Origin of the sequence: Mucilaginibacter straminoryzae, from assembly GCF_022953055.1 — a bacterium.
Classification (GTDB): domain Bacteria; phylum Bacteroidota; class Bacteroidia; order Sphingobacteriales; family Sphingobacteriaceae; genus Mucilaginibacter; species Mucilaginibacter straminoryzae.
In genome coordinates, this window is the sequence record NZ_JALJEJ010000001.1 from 817,314 (window position 1) to 837,155 (window position 19,842).

Annotated in this window: 21 protein-coding genes; 14 read left to right on the forward strand and 7 right to left on the reverse strand. The window is 44.6% G+C overall.

Features of this window, described 5'->3' with window-relative positions:
• Positions 1–5: 5 nt before the first annotated feature.
• A complete protein-coding gene (locus MUY27_RS03570) occupies positions 6–1,127 on the reverse strand; it encodes an AI-2E family transporter (protein ID WP_245128600.1) in 1,122 nt (373 codons plus the stop codon).
• A 204-nt stretch (positions 1,128–1,331) separates the two neighbouring features.
• A complete protein-coding gene (locus MUY27_RS03575; protein ID WP_245128601.1) occupies positions 1,332–2,813 on the reverse strand; it encodes a glycine--tRNA ligase in 1,482 nt (493 codons plus the stop codon).
• A 153-nt stretch (positions 2,814–2,966) separates the two neighbouring features.
• On the opposite strand from MUY27_RS03575, the gene MUY27_RS03580 reads away from it, so the two are divergent.
• From MUY27_RS03580 to hemH, 10 genes are all read left to right on the forward strand, one after another.
• Positions 2,967–3,671, forward strand: a complete 705-nt coding sequence (locus MUY27_RS03580; protein ID WP_245128602.1) for an ATP-binding cassette domain-containing protein — start codon at positions 2,967–2,969, stop codon at positions 3,669–3,671.
• A gap of 41 nt (positions 3,672–3,712) precedes the next feature.
• Complete coding sequence (locus tag MUY27_RS03585; protein WP_245128603.1) at positions 3,713–4,252, forward strand: outer membrane beta-barrel protein; 540 nt, start codon at positions 3,713–3,715, stop codon at positions 4,250–4,252.
• A 110-nt stretch (positions 4,253–4,362) separates the two neighbouring features.
• On the forward strand, positions 4,363–4,887 hold the full coding sequence (locus tag MUY27_RS03590; RefSeq protein WP_245128604.1) for a hypothetical protein: 525 nt from the start codon (positions 4,363–4,365) through the stop codon (positions 4,885–4,887).
• Between the two features lie 82 nt (positions 4,888–4,969).
• Positions 4,970–6,442: a 1-hydroxycarotenoid 3,4-desaturase CrtD gene (gene crtD, locus MUY27_RS03595; protein ID WP_245128605.1), complete on the forward strand. Its 1,473-nt coding sequence runs from the start codon at positions 4,970–4,972 to the stop codon at positions 6,440–6,442.
• Positions 6,443–6,595: 153 nt separating this feature from the next.
• Positions 6,596–7,216 carry a lysophospholipid acyltransferase family protein gene (locus tag MUY27_RS03600; protein WP_245128606.1) on the forward strand — a complete coding sequence of 207 codons (621 nt, stop codon included), beginning with the start codon at positions 6,596–6,598 and terminating at the stop codon, positions 7,214–7,216.
• 3 nt (positions 7,217–7,219) lie between these two features.
• Complete coding sequence (locus MUY27_RS03605; protein ID WP_245128607.1) at positions 7,220–8,308, forward strand: glycosyltransferase family 2 protein; 1,089 nt, start codon at positions 7,220–7,222, stop codon at positions 8,306–8,308.
• A complete protein-coding gene (locus tag MUY27_RS03610) occupies positions 8,287–8,940 on the forward strand; it encodes a carotenoid biosynthesis protein (protein WP_245128608.1) in 654 nt (217 codons plus the stop codon). The genes MUY27_RS03605 and MUY27_RS03610 overlap by 22 nt, the downstream gene beginning before the upstream one ends.
• A gap of 32 nt (positions 8,941–8,972) precedes the next feature.
• Complete coding sequence (locus MUY27_RS03615; RefSeq protein WP_245128609.1) at positions 8,973–9,824, forward strand: 4-hydroxy-3-methylbut-2-enyl diphosphate reductase; 852 nt, start codon at positions 8,973–8,975, stop codon at positions 9,822–9,824.
• A 36-nt stretch (positions 9,825–9,860) separates the two neighbouring features.
• Positions 9,861–10,571, forward strand: coding sequence for a fatty acid desaturase (locus tag MUY27_RS03620; protein WP_245128610.1), 711 nt, complete (start codon positions 9,861–9,863; stop codon positions 10,569–10,571).
• 101 nt (positions 10,572–10,672) lie between these two features.
• Positions 10,673–11,692 carry a ferrochelatase gene (gene hemH, locus MUY27_RS03625; RefSeq protein WP_245128611.1) on the forward strand — a complete coding sequence of 340 codons (1,020 nt, stop codon included), beginning with the start codon at positions 10,673–10,675 and terminating at the stop codon, positions 11,690–11,692.
• Between the two features lie 6 nt (positions 11,693–11,698).
• Here hemH and MUY27_RS03630 read toward each other — a convergent pair whose 3' ends face one another.
• Positions 11,699–12,916 carry a 3-deoxy-D-manno-octulosonic acid transferase gene (locus MUY27_RS03630; RefSeq protein ID WP_245128612.1) on the reverse strand — a complete coding sequence of 406 codons (1,218 nt, stop codon included), beginning with the start codon at positions 12,914–12,916 and terminating at the stop codon, positions 11,699–11,701.
• Between the two features lie 134 nt (positions 12,917–13,050).
• Between MUY27_RS03630 and galE the strand changes: the two genes are divergently transcribed.
• From galE to MUY27_RS03645, 3 genes are read left to right on the forward strand one after another with little or no spacing between them, the layout of a single operon-like run.
• Positions 13,051–14,073 (forward strand): UDP-glucose 4-epimerase GalE, encoded by a 1,023-nt coding sequence (gene galE / locus MUY27_RS03635; RefSeq protein WP_245128613.1) that lies wholly within the window; start codon positions 13,051–13,053, stop codon positions 14,071–14,073.
• Positions 14,074–14,088: 15 nt separating this feature from the next.
• Positions 14,089–15,141, forward strand: coding sequence for a dTDP-glucose 4,6-dehydratase (rfbB, locus tag MUY27_RS03640; protein WP_245128614.1), 1,053 nt, complete (start codon positions 14,089–14,091; stop codon positions 15,139–15,141).
• Positions 15,142–15,143: 2 nt separating this feature from the next.
• On the forward strand, positions 15,144–15,887 hold the full coding sequence (locus MUY27_RS03645) for a tyrosine-protein phosphatase (RefSeq protein ID WP_245128615.1): 744 nt from the start codon (positions 15,144–15,146) through the stop codon (positions 15,885–15,887).
• Here MUY27_RS03645 and MUY27_RS03650 read toward each other — a convergent pair.
• The 4 genes from MUY27_RS03650 to MUY27_RS03665 all read right to left on the reverse strand — a co-directional run bounded on the left by MUY27_RS03650 (position 15,865) and on the right by MUY27_RS03665 (position 19,215).
• Positions 15,865–16,362 carry a hypothetical protein gene (locus MUY27_RS03650; RefSeq protein WP_245128616.1) on the reverse strand — a complete coding sequence of 166 codons (498 nt, stop codon included), beginning with the start codon at positions 16,360–16,362 and terminating at the stop codon, positions 15,865–15,867. The two genes, MUY27_RS03645 and MUY27_RS03650, sit on opposite strands and share 23 nt — an antisense overlap.
• Positions 16,355–17,596 carry an ABC transporter permease gene (locus MUY27_RS03655; protein WP_245128617.1) on the reverse strand — a complete coding sequence of 414 codons (1,242 nt, stop codon included), beginning with the start codon at positions 17,594–17,596 and terminating at the stop codon, positions 16,355–16,357. The genes MUY27_RS03650 and MUY27_RS03655 overlap by 8 nt, the downstream gene beginning before the upstream one ends.
• 19 nt (positions 17,597–17,615) lie before the next feature.
• Positions 17,616–18,758 (reverse strand): lipase family protein, encoded by a 1,143-nt coding sequence (locus MUY27_RS03660; RefSeq protein ID WP_245128618.1) that lies wholly within the window; start codon positions 18,756–18,758, stop codon positions 17,616–17,618.
• 103 nt (positions 18,759–18,861) lie between these two features.
• Positions 18,862–19,215 (reverse strand): HesB/IscA family protein, encoded by a 354-nt coding sequence (locus MUY27_RS03665; protein ID WP_245128619.1) that lies wholly within the window; start codon positions 19,213–19,215, stop codon positions 18,862–18,864.
• Positions 19,216–19,308: 93 nt separating this feature from the next.
• Here MUY27_RS03665 and MUY27_RS03670 point away from each other — a divergent pair, with 93 nt between their 5' ends.
• Positions 19,309–19,839: a DUF7935 family protein gene (locus tag MUY27_RS03670; RefSeq protein ID WP_245128620.1), complete on the forward strand. Its 531-nt coding sequence runs from the start codon at positions 19,309–19,311 to the stop codon at positions 19,837–19,839.
• The last annotated feature ends 3 nt before the right edge of the window (positions 19,840–19,842 follow it).

Sequence of the window (19,842 nt, forward strand, 5' to 3'; positions counted from 1 at the left end):
CTTTCTTATTTGGCCACGATAACGGTTTCTTCTCCGCTGTCTTTATTTTTGCTTCTTCTTCGCCTCCAGATCTGGCCCATGTGCCGGGTAGGTACACGGTCGCCTAATAATTTACCCCAGGGCTTCAGGTCTTCTATGCGGTCGAAGATGATCTTCAGCACCGCAACAAAAGGCACTGATAAGAACATGCCCGAAACCCCCCAAAGCGCATTGCCCAGAAATACTACCACAATGGAAATGAGCGCGTTGATCTGTACTTTAAACGATACAAAGCGGGGGAAAATAATGTTGTTATCAATAAACTGGATCACCAGGTAGGCTACAATAATACCCAACTGCGTAGAATACCCATCTTTAGTTACCGTAGCGATCAGGATTGGCAGTGCAATCGCAATAATACCGCCGATGTAAGGTAGCATGTTCAATATCGCGCCGATCACGCCGATCAGGATGCCATATTTCACGCCAAGCAAGATCAGTGCGGTGGCGTTCAGCACCGCTACAATCACCATTTCTACCAGCAGACCTACAATATAGCTTTGCACGGCAGATTTGGTTTCTTTCAGAATTTCTGCTACCTGGGCCGAATTTTCCTCTGAAAAAACTTCATACAAAAAGCTCAAAATCAAGGTTTTGTAAAACAGGAACATAAATACGTAAACGGGTATCAAAAACACTACGCTTAATGTGCCCAGCAGTGTGCCTACCGTACGGCCAACCAGCGCCTGCCCATTACTGAGCTGTTGCTTGACGAATGATACCTGCTTTTGCGTTTCAATACCAAAGTGCGTATACACCCAGCCTTCCAGTTGGGTAACCAACTGCCCTAATTTCTCCTTTAAAACCGGTATGGAAGAACTAAACGCTGCAATTTGCGAAGACAGGAAGTACAGCAAACCGCCAACTGCGAGCAGGAAGATAAGGATCGCAATGAGGATAGAAGCTACCTTGGGTACGCCCAAACTTTGCAGCTTATTACAAAGAGGGTTAAGCAATGTAGCCAGCAAAACAGCGAAACAAAGTGGAACCAGGATATCGCCCAGTTGCTGTAAAATATAAACGGATAGTATAAGCCCGAAAAGCACAACCGTTGCCTTCAGATAAAACGGATATTCTTTAACTAACATGCGGATGGATTACTACTGATAGGAATAAAAATAAGTGAAATATGTTTGCTATGCCAATAAACAAAAAGTCCCGCCGTTGTGGGGGCAGGACTAATAACCTTTAAGTCATCCCGAACTTGTTTCGGGATCTCTGAAATGACATATTATATATGCTGAAAAACCCTTCGACAAGCTCAGGGTGACAATATCAGCTTGACATTGCAACTATCTTAACACATTCCTCCAGCTTACCAGGTCGCCGATGATCTTGTCAAGGCTATCCGCAGGGACACGCTCTTGTGCCATGGTATCGCGGTGGCGGATGGTTACCGTATTATCTTCCAAAGTCTGGTGGTCTACCGTGATACAGAAAGGTGTACCGATGGCATCCTGACGGCGGTAACGTTTACCGATCGCATCTTTCTCTTCGTATTGCAGGTTAAAGTCCACCTTTAGTTTATCCATAATCTCGCGCGCTTTTTCAGGCAGACCGTCTTTTTTGGTCAGCGGGAAAATAGCAGCTTTAACCGGCGCCAGGCAAGGGTGCAGGCGCAATACGGTACGGCTGTCCTGTTTTTCTTCGGTGCTCAGATCTTCTTCCTCAAAAGCATTGATCAGCGTCAGCAGGAACATGCGGTCTAACCCAATAGACGTTTCAATAACGTAAGGGATATAGTTACCGTAAGGTTTATTGGTATCCGGGTCAATTTCCGGGTCGAAATACTGCATTTTCTTACCAGAGTATTCCTGGTGCTGGCTTAAATCGAAATTGGTGCGGCTATGGATACCTTCCACCTCTTTAAAGCCGAATGGGAATTCAAACTCGATGTCATAAGCAGCATCGGCATAATGGGCCAGCTTGGTATGTTCGTGGTAACGGTATTTCTCTGGCGCAGTACCCAAAGCTAAGTGCCATTTTAAACGGGTTTCTTTCCATTTATCAAACCACTCGCGTTGTGTGCCCGGCCGAACAAAGAATTGCATTTCCATTTGTTCGAACTCGCGCATACGGATAATAAACTGACGGGCAATTACCTCATTACGGAAAGCTTTACCAATTTGGGCAATACCGAAAGGGATTTTCATCCGGCCAGATTTCTGCACGTTCAGGTAGTTCACAAAAATACCCTGGGCCGTTTCCGGGCGAAGGTAAATTACATCCGCATCATCCGCTACGGCGCCCATTTGGGTGCTGAACATCAGGTTAAACTGGCGTACTTCGGTCCAGTTGGCAGTACCGCTGATTGGGCAAACGATATTATTCTCGATAATCAGCTCACGCAGGCGGGCCAGGTCGTCGGCCTTTTGAGCTTCATCCAAAGCTAATTGCAACGCTTCTGCCTGGTCTGTTTTACCTTCATTATCATAGGCGGCAATCTTATCTTCAATTAACTGATCGGCGCGGTAACGTTTTTTAGAATCCTTATTGTCGATCATCGGATCGCTGAAACCATCCACGTGGCCGCTTGCTTTCCATATCTTTGGGTGCATGAAAATGGCAGAGTCAATACCAACAATGTTCTCGTTCAATTGAACCATGGCTTTCCACCAGTAAGTTTTGATGTTATTCTTTAATTCAGCCCCGTACTGACCATAATCGTACACGGCGCTTAAGCCATCATAAATCTCACTCGAAGGGAATACAAAACCATACTCTTTAGCATGGGCAATTACACTTTTAAACAGTTCGTCGGTATTTTTACTCATAACGGCGGTAAAGATAGGATTTAGTCAGGAAGTCGGGAAGACCGTAAGTCAGAAAGTCTGCCTGTCGAAAATGAGCAAACATTATTCAATAAAAGTTATTCTTCCGGACTTACTGACTTTCCGACTCACCGACTATTTGCTACTTTTGAAACCATGAGTATCCGGGTAGAAGGTTTAACCAAGGTATACGGCACGCAGAAAGCCGTAGATGGTGTCAGCTTTAGTGCAGGCAAAGGTGTGACAGGTTTTTTAGGGCCTAACGGCGCCGGTAAATCAACTACCATGAAGATACTCACCGGCTTCATTCCGCAAACTTCGGGGACAGCTTCCGTTGCTGGTTTCGATGTAACTGCCCAATCGCTAGAAGTACGTAAGCATATCGGTTACCTGCCAGAGAGCAACCCGCTTTACTTGGACATGTACGTAAAAGAGTCGCTGGCTTTTATTGCCAATATCCATGGCATCCCAAATGCGGATGCAAGGATTGCAGAAGTAATAGAACAAACCGGCCTCGGCCCAGAACAGCATAAGAAAGTCGGCCAGCTTTCAAAAGGCTACCGGCAAAGGGTGGGGCTGGCGCAGGCCATGCTGCATGATCCGGAAGTATTGATACTGGATGAGCCAACTTCCGGCCTGGATCCTAACCAATTAATCGGTATCCGCCAGTTAATAACAGACCTTGGTAAAACCAAAACCATTATCCTCTCTACCCACATTATGCAAGAGGTAGAAGCCGTTTGCAGCCAGGTAATTATTATCAACAAGGGAAAGATAGTTGCCGATGATACCCTTGAGAATTTACGTGCTGAGAATCAGGGGCAAAGCCTGGAAAGTATTTTTATTCGTTTGACGAATTAAACTATAGGTTATATTTGCCGCCAGAATTAACCAAATCTATCATGAAAAAAATCTATCTGTTAGTGATGCTATGCAGTCTGGTAGCATTAAAATCATCAGCACAAACAAAGGGACAACCCACCAGGTTAAGTGTAGGCGCAGAATTTGGCTTACCGGTTGGCAATGCATCCGGTTATTATAGCGTAGGATTAGGCGGTTCGTTGAAAGTAGACATACCAATCGCACCTAAGTTCTTTTTCACAGGCTCAGCGGGCTATACTTCTTACTTAGTAAAGAATAGCGTGAAAGAAACGTTAAAGAGCTGGGGAATTACAAATAATTCTTCTACACCCGTAGTACCGCTGAAAGTTGGTGGAAAATATTTTATTTCACCCTTATTTTATGGTGAAGCACAGGTGGGGGCAGCTATCGAGACTGATAGTGGTGGCAGTACATCGTTTGCCTGGTCGCCCGGGGTTGGCTTCCTGTTGCCTGCCGGTAATGGAGGGGTTGATCTGGGCATCCGCTATGAGGGTTGGTCCCAACATCATTCCACTTTTGGCCAATTTGGCATTCGTGTAGCTTACAGTTTCAATTTGTAAAAGCCCTTAAAAACTAATTCTAAAAGCCTGCAGCCATCCGCTACAGGCTTTTTGTCTTCATGGTACTCTCATAAATAGTAGTTAGTTTAGCTGCCCGAATATTCCTGTTTATGAAAAAACTATCCTTACTGTTTATTTTCTTTCTCGCTGTGACTGTTGTCAAAGCACAGGATCGTTCTGATGATCGCAATGCTTTTGCCATTAGTCCGGCCTTTGAACTTGGCTTACCTAATCAAAGTGTGTACAGTGTTGGCTTGGGCGGCTCGCTCAAAGTGGAGGCACCTGTTATTAAGCATTTCAGTATCACAGCAACTGGTGGTATAAGCAGCTTCCATTATAAAGATGGCCTTTCTGAAGCCCTTGGCAGAAGCCTTGGATCAAACACATTTGTGCCGCTAAAAGGCGGAGTTAAATTTTATGGAGGCCCTGGTTTTTATCTTGAGGCTGAAGCGGGCAATGTTTTTCAGACCACAAACGATAAGCGGAGCTTATTTGCCTATGCCATTGGCCCCGGCTTTGTAGTGCCGGTACATGGCGGAAAAAGCGGCGTTGACGTTGGCTTCCGCTACGAGCGATGGTCGCAGGGCGAGCTGCGGCAAACGGCCTTGCGCATCGGCTATAGGTTTGGCTGGTAAAAGCTGGTTTAATCGGGATAAAGCAAATGTTGGTGGGTACAACTAATTACCATTAAGTTTGTTGTACCTTTAATCTAATCCCATGTCAGAGCCTAAAGCCATTGTTATTGGAGCCGGTATTGCCGGTATTGCCACAGCTATACGGTTAAAGGTGAGAGGTTTTGAGGTGCAGGTATTTGAAGCGAACCATTATCCCGGGGGAAAGTTAAGCGAGTTTGAGCAAGAAGGTTACCGTTTTGATGCAGGCCCCAGCTTGTTCACGATGCCGCAGTATGTCGACGAGCTTTTTTCCTTAGCCGGAAAGAATCCCCGCGATTATTTCAACTATCAGCAACTGGATACCGTTTGCGAATACTTTTATGAAGATGGCAGGCGCTTTACCGCTTGCGCCGATCTTAAAGATTTTGTGAGGCAGGTAAAACTGCAAACCAATGATACAGAACGGGCCGCAACACGTTTTGCGGCAAATAGCCGGCGGATATATCAGATCACCAGCCATGTTTTTCTGGAGAAGTCGCTGCACAGGTTAAGTACTTATCTGAATTTTAAAACGCTATGGTCGCTACTGAAGGTGCTGCGTATAGACCCATTCAGGACGATGCACCGCGCCAACAAATGCTTTTTTAAGGATGTCCATATGACGCAATATGCCGATAGGTATGCCACATATAATGGATCAGATCCTTACCAGGCACCGGCAACCCTAAATGTGATCCCGTACCTGGAGCAGCACTTCGGCGCCTGGTTCCCAAAAGGTGGGATGTATGCCATTACTACCAGCCTGGTAAAACTGGCAGAACAAATTGGTGTAAAGTTTCATTATTCAAGCCCGGTTGACGAAGTGATATTGGACGGTAAAAAAGCTGCCGGGGTAAGGGTGCAGGGTAAATCGATAGCGGCCGATATCGTAGTCTCCAATATGGACGTTTGGTTTACTTATCACCGGTTACTAAAAAATTATCCTGATTTAAAACCGCGTAAAATATTACGACAGGAGCGGAGCAGTTCGGCACTGATATTTTATTTGGGAATAGGCAAGAAGTTTCCTGATCTCGACCTGCACAATATCTTTTTCAGTAAAGATTACAGCGCAGAGTTTAACGCCATCTGGAAGCATAAAACGATCTCTTCAGACCCCACTGTTTATGTGAATATCAGTTCAAAATATAAACCGGACGATGCGCCCGACGGACACGAGAACTGGTTTGTGATGATTAACGTGCCATCTGACGAAGGGCAGGATTGGAATAGACTGATCGCCGATGCAAGAGTCAATATCATCCGGAAGCTATCGCGTATCTTAGGCGAAGACATCGGCAGCCTGGTCACTTGTGAAAGTATCCTGGATCCGCGGAGCATCGAGCAGAAAACTTCCTCTTTCCGCGGCTCGCTTTATGGTACCAGTTCAAACAACCGCTTTGCAGCTTTCCTTCGCCATGCTAACCGTTCGTCAAAAGTGAAAAATTTGTATTTCTGCGGTGGTAGTGTGCATCCAGGAGGGGGGATACCCCTGGCATTGTTGTCTGCCAAAATTGTAAGTGACTGGATACCTTAATAGAAGCAAGAAACCAGAGACAAGAAACCAGAGGCAAGAGACCAGAAAAAAGGAAATAGGACGCAAGACTTGAGAGAAAATTTATGCTCGTTTTAAATATCTGGTTTCTGGCTTCTTGGCTCTTGCATCTTAATTATATAACTTTCCAGCGGCATGATCTATCCTAAAAAGAACCGTTTCATTTTGTGGTTTATGGAAAAATACACAGATTTCGCATTGCAGCAAACTTTCCGGCAGATCAGTTATAATCATCCCGAATTACTGCCCGGCAAATCTGTTTTACTGCTGGCCAACCACTTTAGCTATTGGGACGGCCTTTTGCTGCACCATATCAACAAGCAGGTTTTTAAAAAGAACTTCCATGTAATGATACTGGAAGAGACTGCACAGAAAGAGGTGTTTCTGAAATATGCCGGGGCCTTTACAGTTAACAAAAATTCGCGCGATGTGATAAAATCGTTAGACTATGCGGCAGCGTTATTATCCAATCCCGATAACCTGGTACTGATTTTTCCGCAAGGGGCTTTGCATTCCAACTTTGTAGATGAAGTTGCATTCGAAAAAGGGGTGTTCAAGATCATGGAACGGGCGCAGGATAGTTTTCAGCTGTTATTTGCGGTTACTTTTATCGAGTATTTCCAATACAAGAAACCTTCGGCCTTTGTAAATTTGGCTTCGGCAGCCGAAAAATTTGCCGATATTGCTGCGCTTAAAAACGCATTTCAAAAGCATTACGAAAATGCCAAACTACAGCAAAGTAAAATCGTTGTATAAGAAGTGATCATTCTGCTTTCGGTTATATTCTTTTTCATCATCCTGCGGTTTGCGGTAACCCTTTTTAATTTTATTTCGAACCCCAAATTGCGGCGGGTGGTAAAACATTACGATGATAAAGTTTCCATTCTGATCCCTGCCCGGAACGAAGCCGCCAATATTCTTAACCTCTTAGCATCTATTGCTGAGCAGGACTATCAGCACTACGAAGTGATCATCCTGGATGATGCCTCTACAGATAATACCTTTGAGATATGCCACGAGTTTGCGGAAAAGAACCCGCGTTTCCGGGTGATAAAAGGCGATCCATTACCTGCCGACTGGCTGGGTAAAAACTACGCTTGCCACCAGTTGGCTAAACAAGCTACCGGGAAATATCTGCTATTTCTGGATGCAGATGAGGAGATCGAGAACGGCTTGATCAACAGCGCTGTACACCGTGTTCAAACGCATGGGTTGGCACTGCTCAGCTTGTTTACAGACCAGGTGATGGTAACCTTTGGCGAAAAGCTGGTGGTGCCGTTAATGCACTACATCTTACTGAACCTGCTGCCGTTGAGGTTGATCTATATTTCAAAAATGCCGGCTTTTGCTGCGGCGAGTGGCCAGTTTATGTTTTTTGATGCAGCTATCTATCACCAGTTTCAATGGCACAGTATGGCGCGCAACCGCGTGGTTGAAGATGTAGAGATTATGAAACTGGTAAAGACAGCCGGTTTAAAAGGCGAAGGCTTGCTGGCTAACGGCATGATCAGCTGCCGTATGTACACTAATTATAAAGATGCGATCGATGGCTTCAGCAAAAACTTCCTGGCACCGTTCAACTATAGCATTCCCGGTTTTCTGGTTTACCTGGTACTGCTGATCGGCGGTCCGCTGATTGTTATTTCCACGCTTAACCTGCAACTGATCCTTTTTATGTGCGGCATTATCTTGCTCGGGCGGACGATGATATCATATCTTTCTCACCAGGATGATAAAATAAACATGTTCCTCCACCCCTTGCAGATGATTAGCTTAGCCATTATTGGTTTTTATGCCATTCAGCGTCATTTAACTAAAACTACTACATGGAAAGGCAGGCAGGTTTAAACGTACGGGTTGCCGCGGGCATCATTGTGTTGTTTCACTTAGTGGGGCTGGTTGGCCTGATGGTGCCCCGTTTTCAAGGTTCTTTTCTGCAACTGGTGCCTTTTCATCTGCTGCTGATGTTTGTAGTGGTGATACTGAGCCATCGCCCGATTGACGCTAAAATAATCGGCTTTGCGGCAATAGCCTTTCTGCTTGGTTTTGCGGCAGAATGGATAGGCGTACACAAAGCCTGGATCTTCGGTAATTATGCTTACGGGAAAACACTGGGTACAAAAGTGTTTGATATTCCGCTTACCATCGGTTTAAACTGGTTTGTTTTGGTTTATGCGGCCGGGGTAAGTATGCAGTATCTCGGGTTACAAAACGCATGGCTACGCATCCTGGCAGGCTCGGTATTATTGGTACTGCTGGATGTGTTGATTGAACCTGTGGCCATCTATTTTGATTACTGGCAATGGACGTACCACCATGTGCCGTTTAAGAATTACGTAGGCTGGTTTGCGATGAGTGCGTTGCTTTTATGGATATTCGAGCGGTTTAAGTTTGAAAAGCAAAGCTGGGCTGCTCCTTTGTTACTGGCGGTACAGTTCATATTCTTCGGGCTGCTGGCTAATACTGACATCGCCATGTAAAGCGTTTTATTTTTTTAACGTATTTTTGTGTTATGGGTACGTACAATCTTCAGGTGAGTATTGATCAGGATTCGGGTTTTTGCTTCGGTGTGGTTTATGCCATTGATATGGCAGAGGAAATATTGGAGCAGGATGGCTACCTGTATTGCCTTGGGGATATTGTACATAACGATGAAGAGGTAGAGCGTTTAAAGGCCAAAGGCCTACGCATTATCGACCACGAAGCGCTGAAGACTTTGCATCACGAAAAGGTATTGATCCGCGCCCATGGCGAAGCCCCTGATACTTATCGGACGGCGCTGGAAAATGACATTACCCTGATTGATGCCTCATGTCCGGTGGTATTGAAACTGCAAAACCGTATTAAAACTTCTTACGACGATAACGAGCAGATACTGATCTTTGGAAAGCATGGCCATGCAGAAGTGATCGGCTTGCAAGGGCAAACCAATGGCGATGCCCGTGTATTTATGGATATTGCCGAACTGGACGATGTAGAACTACCGTCAAAGTTTACGCTGTACAGCCAAACCACCAAAAGCACAGAGAAGTTCTACGCCATTAAAGAAGAACTGATGCGCCGAGGGTACGAGGTAAAGGCCAATGACACCATTTGCCGCCAGGTATCTAACCGCGACAAAGACCTGCACAAGTTTGTGGTGCAGTTTGATAAGATTGTGTTTGTGTCGGGTAAGAAATCCTCCAACGGTAAGGTGTTGTATGAAGTTTGCAAGAAGCATAATCCAAATACCTATTTCGTGTCATCTGAAGAAGAGTTGAATCCATCAATGTTCAATCCCGGCGATAAAGTAGGCATTGCAGGTGCAACATCCACGCCGATGTGGCTGATGCAAAAGGTGAAGGCTGCGCTGGAACAATATTAATCGGGAACATTAGCCATAGATACACGTTATTCCCATATGGCAGATCACTCAATTTTAGCTAAGTCTAACCGTGTAGTCTCTGCTTGGGGGCTTGTAGCAGCTTTGACTGTTATCGCCTGCTGGGTAACCTCTACCATATTGCTGATGCAATGGCACATCGATTTTAAGAATCCGCTGCTTTACCTGTTCATCCTGTTGCAAATGCACCTGTATACCGGCTTGTTTATTACCGCGCATGATGCCATGCACGGTACCGTTTCTTATAACCGGAAAGTGAATGATACGATTGGATACGTCACCACTTTTTTGTACGCGGCGTTCTGGTATCCCAAACTGTATAAAAAACATCACCAGCATCATCGGCATGTGCATACCGAAGAAGATCCTGACTATCATCATGGTAATTTTTTTACCTGGTATTTTACCTTCATCCGAAACTACCTTTCTATATGGCAGGTAGTTTTTATGGCCGTGCTGTTTAACGTGCTGAAGCTATGGATACCGCAGCCCAACCTTATCCTGTTCTGGGTGGTGCCATCCTTGCTGAGTACGTTGCAGCTATTTTACTTTGGCACTTATCAGCCGCACAAGGGCGAGCATGATAACGAACATCAATCACGCACACAACCTAAAAATCACATTGTTGCTTTCATCACCTGTTATTTCTTTGGTTATCATTACGAGCATCATGCTTCACCTGGTACACCTTGGTGGCGGTTGTGGCAGAAAAAGAATCAGGATTCATAAGACAAGAAGCGAGATACTTCGCCTTTTTTGCATAGTTGACAGTCGCTTGATATTCTAATTCGATAAGCCCGATAGTTTATGCTATTTTTGTGGGTTATCTTATGGCAAAAAAGGGAATTTTACTGGTTAATTTAGGTACACCAGACAGTCCGCAAACTGCAGACGTACGTAAATATTTAGATGAGTTTTTAATGGACGGAAGGGTGATTGATGTGAATCCCATTCTCCGTACGTTTTTAGTTAAAGGCATTATTGTTCCGTTCCGCAGCCCTAAATCTGCTAAACTTTATAAAGAGATCTGGTCTGACGATAATGGCTCCCCTTTATTGTATTACAGCATCGCGCAGCAAAAATTATTGCAGGAGCGTTTGGGCGATGATTACCAGGTAGAACTGGCCATGCGTTACCAAAGCCCTTCCATTGAAACAGCGTTAGAAAAGCTCAAGGCCAATCTTGTAGAAAGCATTAGGGTAATCCCGCTTTTTCCGCAATATGCTTCAGCAAGTACCGGTTCTGTGATCGAGAAGGTGATGCGTTTGGTAAAAGAATGGCAAACGATTCCGAATATCTCCTTTGTTAATTCGTTCCATAATCATCCTTTAATGATTAAGAATTTTGCCGAGAATAGCCGAAAATACGGAATAGAGAATTATGACCACATCCTGTTTAGCTTTCACGGTTTGCCACAACGCCAACTGATTAAGTGCGACCATACCGGCAACTGGTGCCTTAAACGTGAAGGGTGCTGCGATACTTTAAATGATACCAATAAATTCTGTTATTCGGCCCAATCTTTTGATACGGCGCGTTTAATAGCAGAAGAACTTGGCTTGCCAAAGGAAAGATATTCTGTTTGTTTCCAGTCGCGGTTAGGGAATGATCCCTGGGTGCAACCCTACACCAGCGAAGTAATTGCAAAATTGGCTGCAGAAGGTAAAAAGCGGTTACTGGTATTTTGTCCGGCTTTTGTAGCAGATTGTTTAGAGACGGTCTACGAAGTTTCCGAAGAATACAATACCGAATTTAAACACCTCGGCGGTGAACATGTGCAGTTGGTCGAAAGTTTAAATGACTCACCACTGTTTGTAGAGCTGTTGCAGGAGTTAGCGTTAAAGAATTAACAACGGTTAAAGCTGGATGGCGTTGATGATCTTTTCTGTAGCGCCGGTATTGCTTTCTACGTAAGTCCTGATCTTGCCGGATGCGAACTGGCGGTATTCGCCGTCGCATAAAAGTAAGTCGGCGGCACTATCTAATTCCTGCGTATTGCTGATGTTGATACCCGCCTTCAGTTCAATAATGTCCCGTGCTTCTTTAAAACGCTGGTAGTTAGGTCCGAACATCACCGGTAAGCCAAAAGCGGCCGCCTCGAGCGTATTGTGTATCCCCGCGCCAAACCCCCCGCCGATGTAGGCGACTTCGCCGTACTGATATAATGAGGACAACATGCCAATGTTATCGATAACCAGAACCCTTAGATTTGAGATTTGAGATTGGAGACTTGCGATTTGCGATAGCCGAACAGTGTTGTGCGCGGGCAACAGGTTAACTAAGTTATTGATCTTCTCTTCGCCAATCTCATGCGGGGCGAAGATGAACTTCCAATCCGGATATTTCTCTAACAAAGTCACTAAAAGTTCCTCGTCTTGCGGCCAGGTACTTCCAGCCACTAAAAGTGGCTGCCCATTTTTAAATTCTGCAATTACAGGTAACTCTTTTGGCGATTGTGCATTAGCCCAAACCCTATCGAAGCGCGTATCACCGCTTACAGAGGCGTTATCGATGCCAATTGCTTTCAGTAGCTGTACCGATTGTTCGTCCTGAACAAAAAAACGGGTGACCATTTTCAGCATTTGCCGGTGCAACCCACCGTACCATTTAAAGAACACTTGCTGCGGCCTGAAAATGCTGGACACGATGTAAAGCGGAATGTTCTTCAAGTGCAGCTCATTAAAAAAATGATACCAGTATTCGTACTTGGTAAAAACGGCTATTGCCGGGTTTATGGTTTCAATAAATTTCCTGGCGTTTACAGCAGTATCTAAAGGCAGGTAATAAACGGCATCAGCCAGAGGCGTGTTTTTCCTGATCTCGTAACCCGATGGTGAGAAGAAGGTAACAATAATTGGATGGTTTGGGTAAAGTGTTTTCATCTGCTCCAGAACAGGCCGACCCTGTTCAAATTCGCCAAGTGAAGCAAAGTGAAACCAAATACTGTTTTTAAGGTTTTTAATCTGTTGTTGCCTGCGGCCTCTGATCCATAGCTGCGCTTTGGTTTTAAAAGCAGCGGCAATGTAAATGGCCACCCAATACATACGTATGCCAATATTATATAACAACAACATAAAATGAAATCCTTATCTTCGTCGGTAAAAGTAGGGATTTTGGGCTCAAAATTCATCGTTCGTGTTACAGCGATAGCTCATGCGTGTCCTGTCTGGCAGGCGATAAACAAGTAATTACTTATCATACACTATAAATGAAAAAGATTTTAGTAACCGGGGGATTAGGCTTCATAGGTTCGCATACCGTTGTGGAATTGGTTAATGCTGGCTATGATCCCGTAATTGTGGACGACCTGTCTAATTCTAATGTGAAGATCCTGGATCAGATCACCAAAATTATCGGTGTTAAACCTGCTTTTTACCAGTTGGATCTTTGCGACGAAGCCGGTGTTTACAGCCTTGCTAAAGATGAACCGAATGTGGAGGGGATCATTCACTTTGCTGCTTTTAAAGCCGTGGGCGAATCAGTACAGTTCCCGTTAAAATATTATCGTAATAACTTTTACTCGCTCATCAACCTGTTGAATGCGTATGCCGGTAAGCCGGTAAATTTCGTATTCTCCTCAAGCTGTACCGTGTACGGCCAGCCAGAAAACCTGCCGGTTACAGAAGATGAGCCTGTTAAACCGGCGCAATCACCCTATGGTAATACCAAGCAGATAGCTGAAGAAATGCTGCGCGATCTGATTGCTTCAGGTTCAAACTATAAGATTACCTCATTAAGATATTTTAACCCCGTTGGTGCCCATGAATCTGCGTTGATCGGCGAATTGCCTATCGGTGTGCCGCAAAACCTGGTTCCGTTTATCACGCAAACGGCTATCGGCAAACGCGAGAAACTAACCGTTTTCGGTGATACTTATAACACACCTGATGGTAGCTGTATCCGCGATTATATACATGTGGTAGATTTAGCGAAAGCACACGTTGCTGCCTTAAAGTTAATGGAGAAAGAAGGCTTTAAAGGTTACGATGTGTTTAACCTGGGTACCGGTAAAGGTAACTCTGTATTAGAAGTGATCCATGCGTTTGAAGCTACCACCGGCGTTAAATTGCCTTATGTTATTGGCCCGGCCAGACCAGGAGACGTAGAGCAGGTGTGGGGCGACGTGACAAAATCTGCCGAAGTTTTAGGCTGGAAAGCCGAACTTGGCTTACCAGAAATGATGTCCTCTGCCTGGGCGTGGGAACAGTATATCAACCAAAATCCGTTATAATCCGTACAATAGTACATGAAGAAAATTATCATCACGGGCGGCGCCGGTTTCATCGGTTCTCATGTGGTTCGCCGCTTTGTTAAAAACCATCCGGAATACCAGATTATCAACCTGGATAAATTAACCTATGCAGGTAACCTGGCAAATTTAAGGGATATTGAAAACGAACCGAACTATCGTTTTATTAAAGGCGATATTGTTGATGCGGCGTTCATTCAAAACCTTTTTAATCAGGAACAACCGGATGCGGTTATTCACCTGGCGGCAGAGTCGCACGTAGACCGGTCAATCACTAATCCGCTGGAATTTGTAATGACAAACGTGATTGGTACCGTTAATTTATTAAACGCTGCCCGCAATACCTGGAAAGGCCGTTACGACGAGACACGTTTTTATCACGTGTCAACAGATGAGGTTTACGGTACTTTGGGCGAAACCGGTATGTTTACAGAAACAACCGCTTACGATCCGCATTCACCATATTCGGCTTCAAAAGCAGGGTCGGATCATTTCGTGAGAGCTTATCACGATACTTACGGGTTGAATACCGTTGTTTCTAATTGTTCTAACAACTATGGCTCGTATCATTTCCCCGAGAAACTGATCCCGCTGGCCATTCATAACATCAAGCAAAATAAACCGGTGCCGGTATACGGCAAAGGCGAAAATATCCGCGACTGGTTATGGGTTGAAGACCACGCACGTGCGATTGAGCAAATTTTCCATGAAGCTAAAACTGGCAGCACTTATAATATCGGCGGACATAACGAATGGAAAAACATTGACCTTATTCGTCTGTTATGCAAAATCATGGACGAGAAGCTGGGCCGCGAACCGGGTGAATCTGCAAAGCTGATCACCTTTGTAACGGACCGTGCGGGCCATGATTTAAGGTATGCAATTGATGCTACCAAACTAAAAGAAGAATTAGGCTGGACCCCAAGCATTACTTTTGAAGAAGGTCTGGAGAAAACTGTAGACTGGTACCTGGCTAATGAGGAATGGTTGAATGATGTTACATCGGGCCATTATCAGCAGTACTACCAGGAACAGTATGCTAACCGTTAACTATGTTCGGACTGTTTAAGAAGAAACGTACTGAAGCTGAACCAATAGAATTTAATTACGACCAGGTAATGGTCGACCTGCATTCGCATGTGCTTCCCGGAATAGACGACGGGGCCAAGAATCTGGACGAATCCATGGTGCTGGTGCAAAAAATGGCGGAGTTGGGGATAAAGAAAATTATCGCCACTCCGCATATTATGGTTGATTTTTACCGTAATGATGCTGAAAGCATTCATCTGGCTCTAGAGCAATTGAAAGCCAGGGTAAAAGAAGAAGGCCTTGATATTAAGCTGGAAGCTGCAGCTGAGTACTATTACGACGAAACCTTTGAAGAACGTGTGAAAAGTGGCGAGGTGCTTACCATTGGTCACAATTGTGTTTTGTTCGAACTTTCCTTTGTAGCTAAGCCGCAGCAGATAATTCCTATCATTCAGAAGATGAAAGATAAAGGCTATCACCCTATACTTGCCCATCCGGAGCGTTACCCTTACTATAGCCTGGAAGATTACCAGATGATCAAGGATTGGGGCTGCTGTTTGCAGATCAACACCATTTCTTTAACCGGATATTACGGTAGGCACGCAAAAGAGATTGCAGAAATGCTGATTGATAATAACCTGGTAGATTATATTTCAAGCGATATGCACCACCCTCGCCATGCCGAAGCGCTGGAAAAAGCCCTTCGTATGCCGTACCTGAAAAAACTGATCCAAAGTGGGGTGCTCAAAAATATGGAGTTGCTTTAGCGATTGTTTTTAAAGCTGCATCAACGAAATGTAGTGTACTGTTTTCGTATTTTTCACTAATATTTATTGATTCTAATTTTTTCCGTTGTTTTAAAAGTAAAACCTTTGCTTCATCTAGCATTAAAGTGTCAATGCAAGGGGTATCCCTTGCAAATAGTTCGAAGGCCTCTATACGTGCCTCATAGCCTTGTGTGTATAGCATTTCTGTTATTTTAAGAAAATATGCTGTAGTCTCTAGGCTATATAATGCAAAAACCAGCGTGCCATTATAGTTGTATAGCTTTGGATCTAGAATTTTTTCTATAAAAATTTCAATGGCAGGTTGATACCTTACTTCTGAAAGAATCAGTGCGATTTTATTACGTATAGAGTGGCTTTCTGTTACTTCAAATATTCGTAACAATTCGGCTTTATCCGTTTCGTCCAGATTTTCCGGTTTGATAAGTTCAAAAGCTTTAATTAGTTGATTACTCATACCTTAACGCTTCCACCGGGTCTAACCGCGATGCTTTTTTTGCCGGGTAATAGCCTGACAGCAGGCCAATACCTGTACACATGATCAAAGCTACACCCATCCAAAGCCATGGCACTACAAAATGACCGCTAATCTGGATAGCGATAAGGTTACCGATAGCCATACCTAAAATGATCCCTCCGGCGCAACCGATAATACAGATCACAATGGCTTCTATCAAAAACTGCTTACGGATAATAGATGGCGTAGCGCCGATGGCTTTGCGTACACCAATTTCGCGGGTACGCTCGGTTACCGATACCAGCATAATATTCATCAAACCAATGGCGGCGCCAATAAGGGTAACAATACTGATGGCGAAACCTGCCAGGGTGATTCCGGTTAACTGGCCGGATAGCTGCTGTTGGATAGAGTCACTACGGGTGATCTCAAAGTTATCATCACCGCCGATACGTATACCGCGTACATTCCTGAATAAAGCACTGGCTTCACCGATAGTAGCTTCCAAAGCGGTAGGTGTACTCACCATAACGCCAATGGTATAGGTAGGACTGGTACTGGTGGTGATTTGCTTGGCTTTAAATACCGGGATAATACAAATTTTGTCGCCACCGAAACCGGCGCTCGAGCCTTTAGGTTCACATAAACCAATTACCCGAAACTTATTTGCGCCAATCAGGATGACCTGGTTAATAGGGTTAATATCTTTAAAAAGCTTCGTGCGGATATCGTTACCGATGATTACCACGTTAGAACCGTGCTCCAGTTCAGAATTGGAGAAATTTCTGCCTGTCGCCAACTTGTAACCACGGGTAAGCAGGTAGTTTTCGTCAGCACCGACAATGGTGATGTTCGGGTTAGTTTTTACATCACCGAATTTTACGGTTGATGCACCTGATGCGACCGTACTGATGGCAATTTGCGCCGGAAGTTTAAAGGTTTGCTTAAACCGGACAGCTTCGTCGTAGCGGATAGAGCGGTACATTTTGCGGTGACCGCCATTGCCAAATTGAATGCCCGACCCCCGGTTACGAATGGTGAAGGAATTGGCGCCCATGCTGGAAAAGGCGTCGTTCGTCCATTGCTTTATGCCTTCGATAGCCGTTAAAATACCCACTAACGCCATAATCCCTATGGCGATAATAAGCGCAGTTAGCGAAGTGCGCAGCCTGTTTCCACTAATTGATTGAAGGGCAATAGCCACATTTTCTTTAAAGTTGGTTTGTACAGGCATACACTAAAGCTACAAATATTTACTGCTTAGATGATGCAGCGCTATCTTTTGTTACACCTGTTTCCGCGTTTTGTAAGTAATTGTGTTGGGTAAGCCAGTAGTAGGCGTAAAAAAGGTGGTGAACGAACACGTTCTTTGGGTCGTTTTTAAACAACTGGTTATAAGCATCATCTGGCATCAGTATAACCGGTGTGCCGCAACGTACATAGTCGTTTGTGGTTGCGTATTCAGGTTCTGCAAATTGTGGCAGTTGCTTTTTAATGTATTTATAGATGGTATGGCCCAGGTATTTCTCGCTGTTCTCCTGCGCCCTCATGCCTGGCTTTCTTATCCGGTTATATACATGTTTCAGATACAGCCGGATAAAGAATGATTGTTTAGCCAGCGCCTCATTGATGTTCGAGAATGGATTGAGCGTATTAAAATCATTAATAGTTTGTACAGAAAGCGGTGTTTGGGGCACCCAGTCGTAAGCATTGGTTATCGCGATACCCCAGCCGTTGCGGGTTAAAAATTCATAATCGTAAGCATAGTAAAGGTTCCCTGGCTTCGGCGGTGCACTGCAATAGGTTTTAAAGGTAATATCGGCGGCGATCACTTTAGTTCTTTGCAGGTAATCCAGGTGCGAACGCAGCAGATAAGCAATAGCAGCACCCTGGCTATGCCCTACAATAATGAAGCTCTTGATATGTTTTGTACGGTAGAGTTGTTGAATTTGCGGTACTATAGTTTTAGAAAGATCCGCCATGCCCAGCAACCAGCCGATATGCACCGCAGCACGCGGGTTATCTGCTAAGTGGTATTTGAAATCTGTGGTATCACTGATGTGCAGCTTGCCCTGCGCCGGAACCATAGCCGCATAAAAATTCTCCAGCCAGCTGGTAGCAGAAGAAGTAGTGCCCCTGATGCTGATCGCTGCAATATCCTGCGTTTTGTTCACCCACAAGTCCCACCGGTTTTGCAGCGGGCCCACCGGCGAGCGGTAAATGCGGGTATAATTTAAAGGCAGGGGCGTTTTATCTTTCTTTAAAGCAGTATCGGCCTGCTGCCGCGATAATCTTAATAGTTCGAGGTACTCGTTCGCATCAAAACCGGGTTTTAGTTGCGCTTCTGACGCGGTGCAGAAGAGTAGGGCTATTAATATGATGGCAAGTCGTTTCATTATCAGTATTGTAAGTATCCAAAAAAAAGAATTAACTATCCCTTTAAACAACAACAGCAGCATAGTTTCCTATACTGCTGTCTAAATATCGTGTATATTGTTCTTATACTGAAAAAGAAGTTCCGCAACCGCAGGTGCTTGCTGCGTTAGGGTTATTAAAGGTAAACCCGCGGGCATTCAGTCCGTCTTGCCAGTCAATCTGCATACCAACCAGGTAAAGGCCGTGTGCTTTATGCATAAATACTTTCACACCATCTATCCAATATTCCTGGTCGCCGTCTTTCTTCTGGTCAAAACCTAATATATAATTCATACCGGCACAACCACCGCCTTCAACACCAACACGCAGGCCAAAATCTTCGCCGATCTCTTGCTGGTCTTTCAGTTTCTTGATCTCTTTAACGGCATTCTCTGTAAAAGAAACCGGTGCAGTAATATTCTCAACAGCAGTACTCATCTTTAATTTGAATTATCTAAACAAATATAAGGTAAAATGCAGATTTTTGTCACCCGAACCATTTAAATGACCTTTGCTTAACATTTTTAATTCATGATCACATTAGGTTATATCCTTGATATTATAAAGTTTACGATAGCAGGCACCGGCGTAGTTTGGGTAGCCTTTTATTTATTGAAGCCCTACCTGGAACGGAACGAACGTATCCAGCTTTTAGAGATGAAAAAGGCCACAAGCGCGCAAACACTGCCTTTACGTCTGCAGGCTTATGAGCGGATTATTCTGTTTATTGAGCGTATCAACCCCGCCAGTATGCTGGTGCGGATCAATGCGCCTTCTTTTTCGCGGGATGAATTGCTGAACCTGATCCTGACGGAAATCCGCACGGAGTATCAGCATAATATTACGCAGCAGATCTATGTCAGCAATGAGGCGTGGGCTGTTGTCAAGCAGATTAAGGACGATACACTTGCACTGGTCACCAACGTGCTGAAAAGTATACCCGAGGAAGCTTCAGGCCTTGACGCCAGTAAACTGATGCTGGCGCATATCAGCCAGTTAGAGGATAATCCTTACGATATGGCGGTAGCGTTAATTAAACGCGATCTGGAAAAACTGTTTTAAACT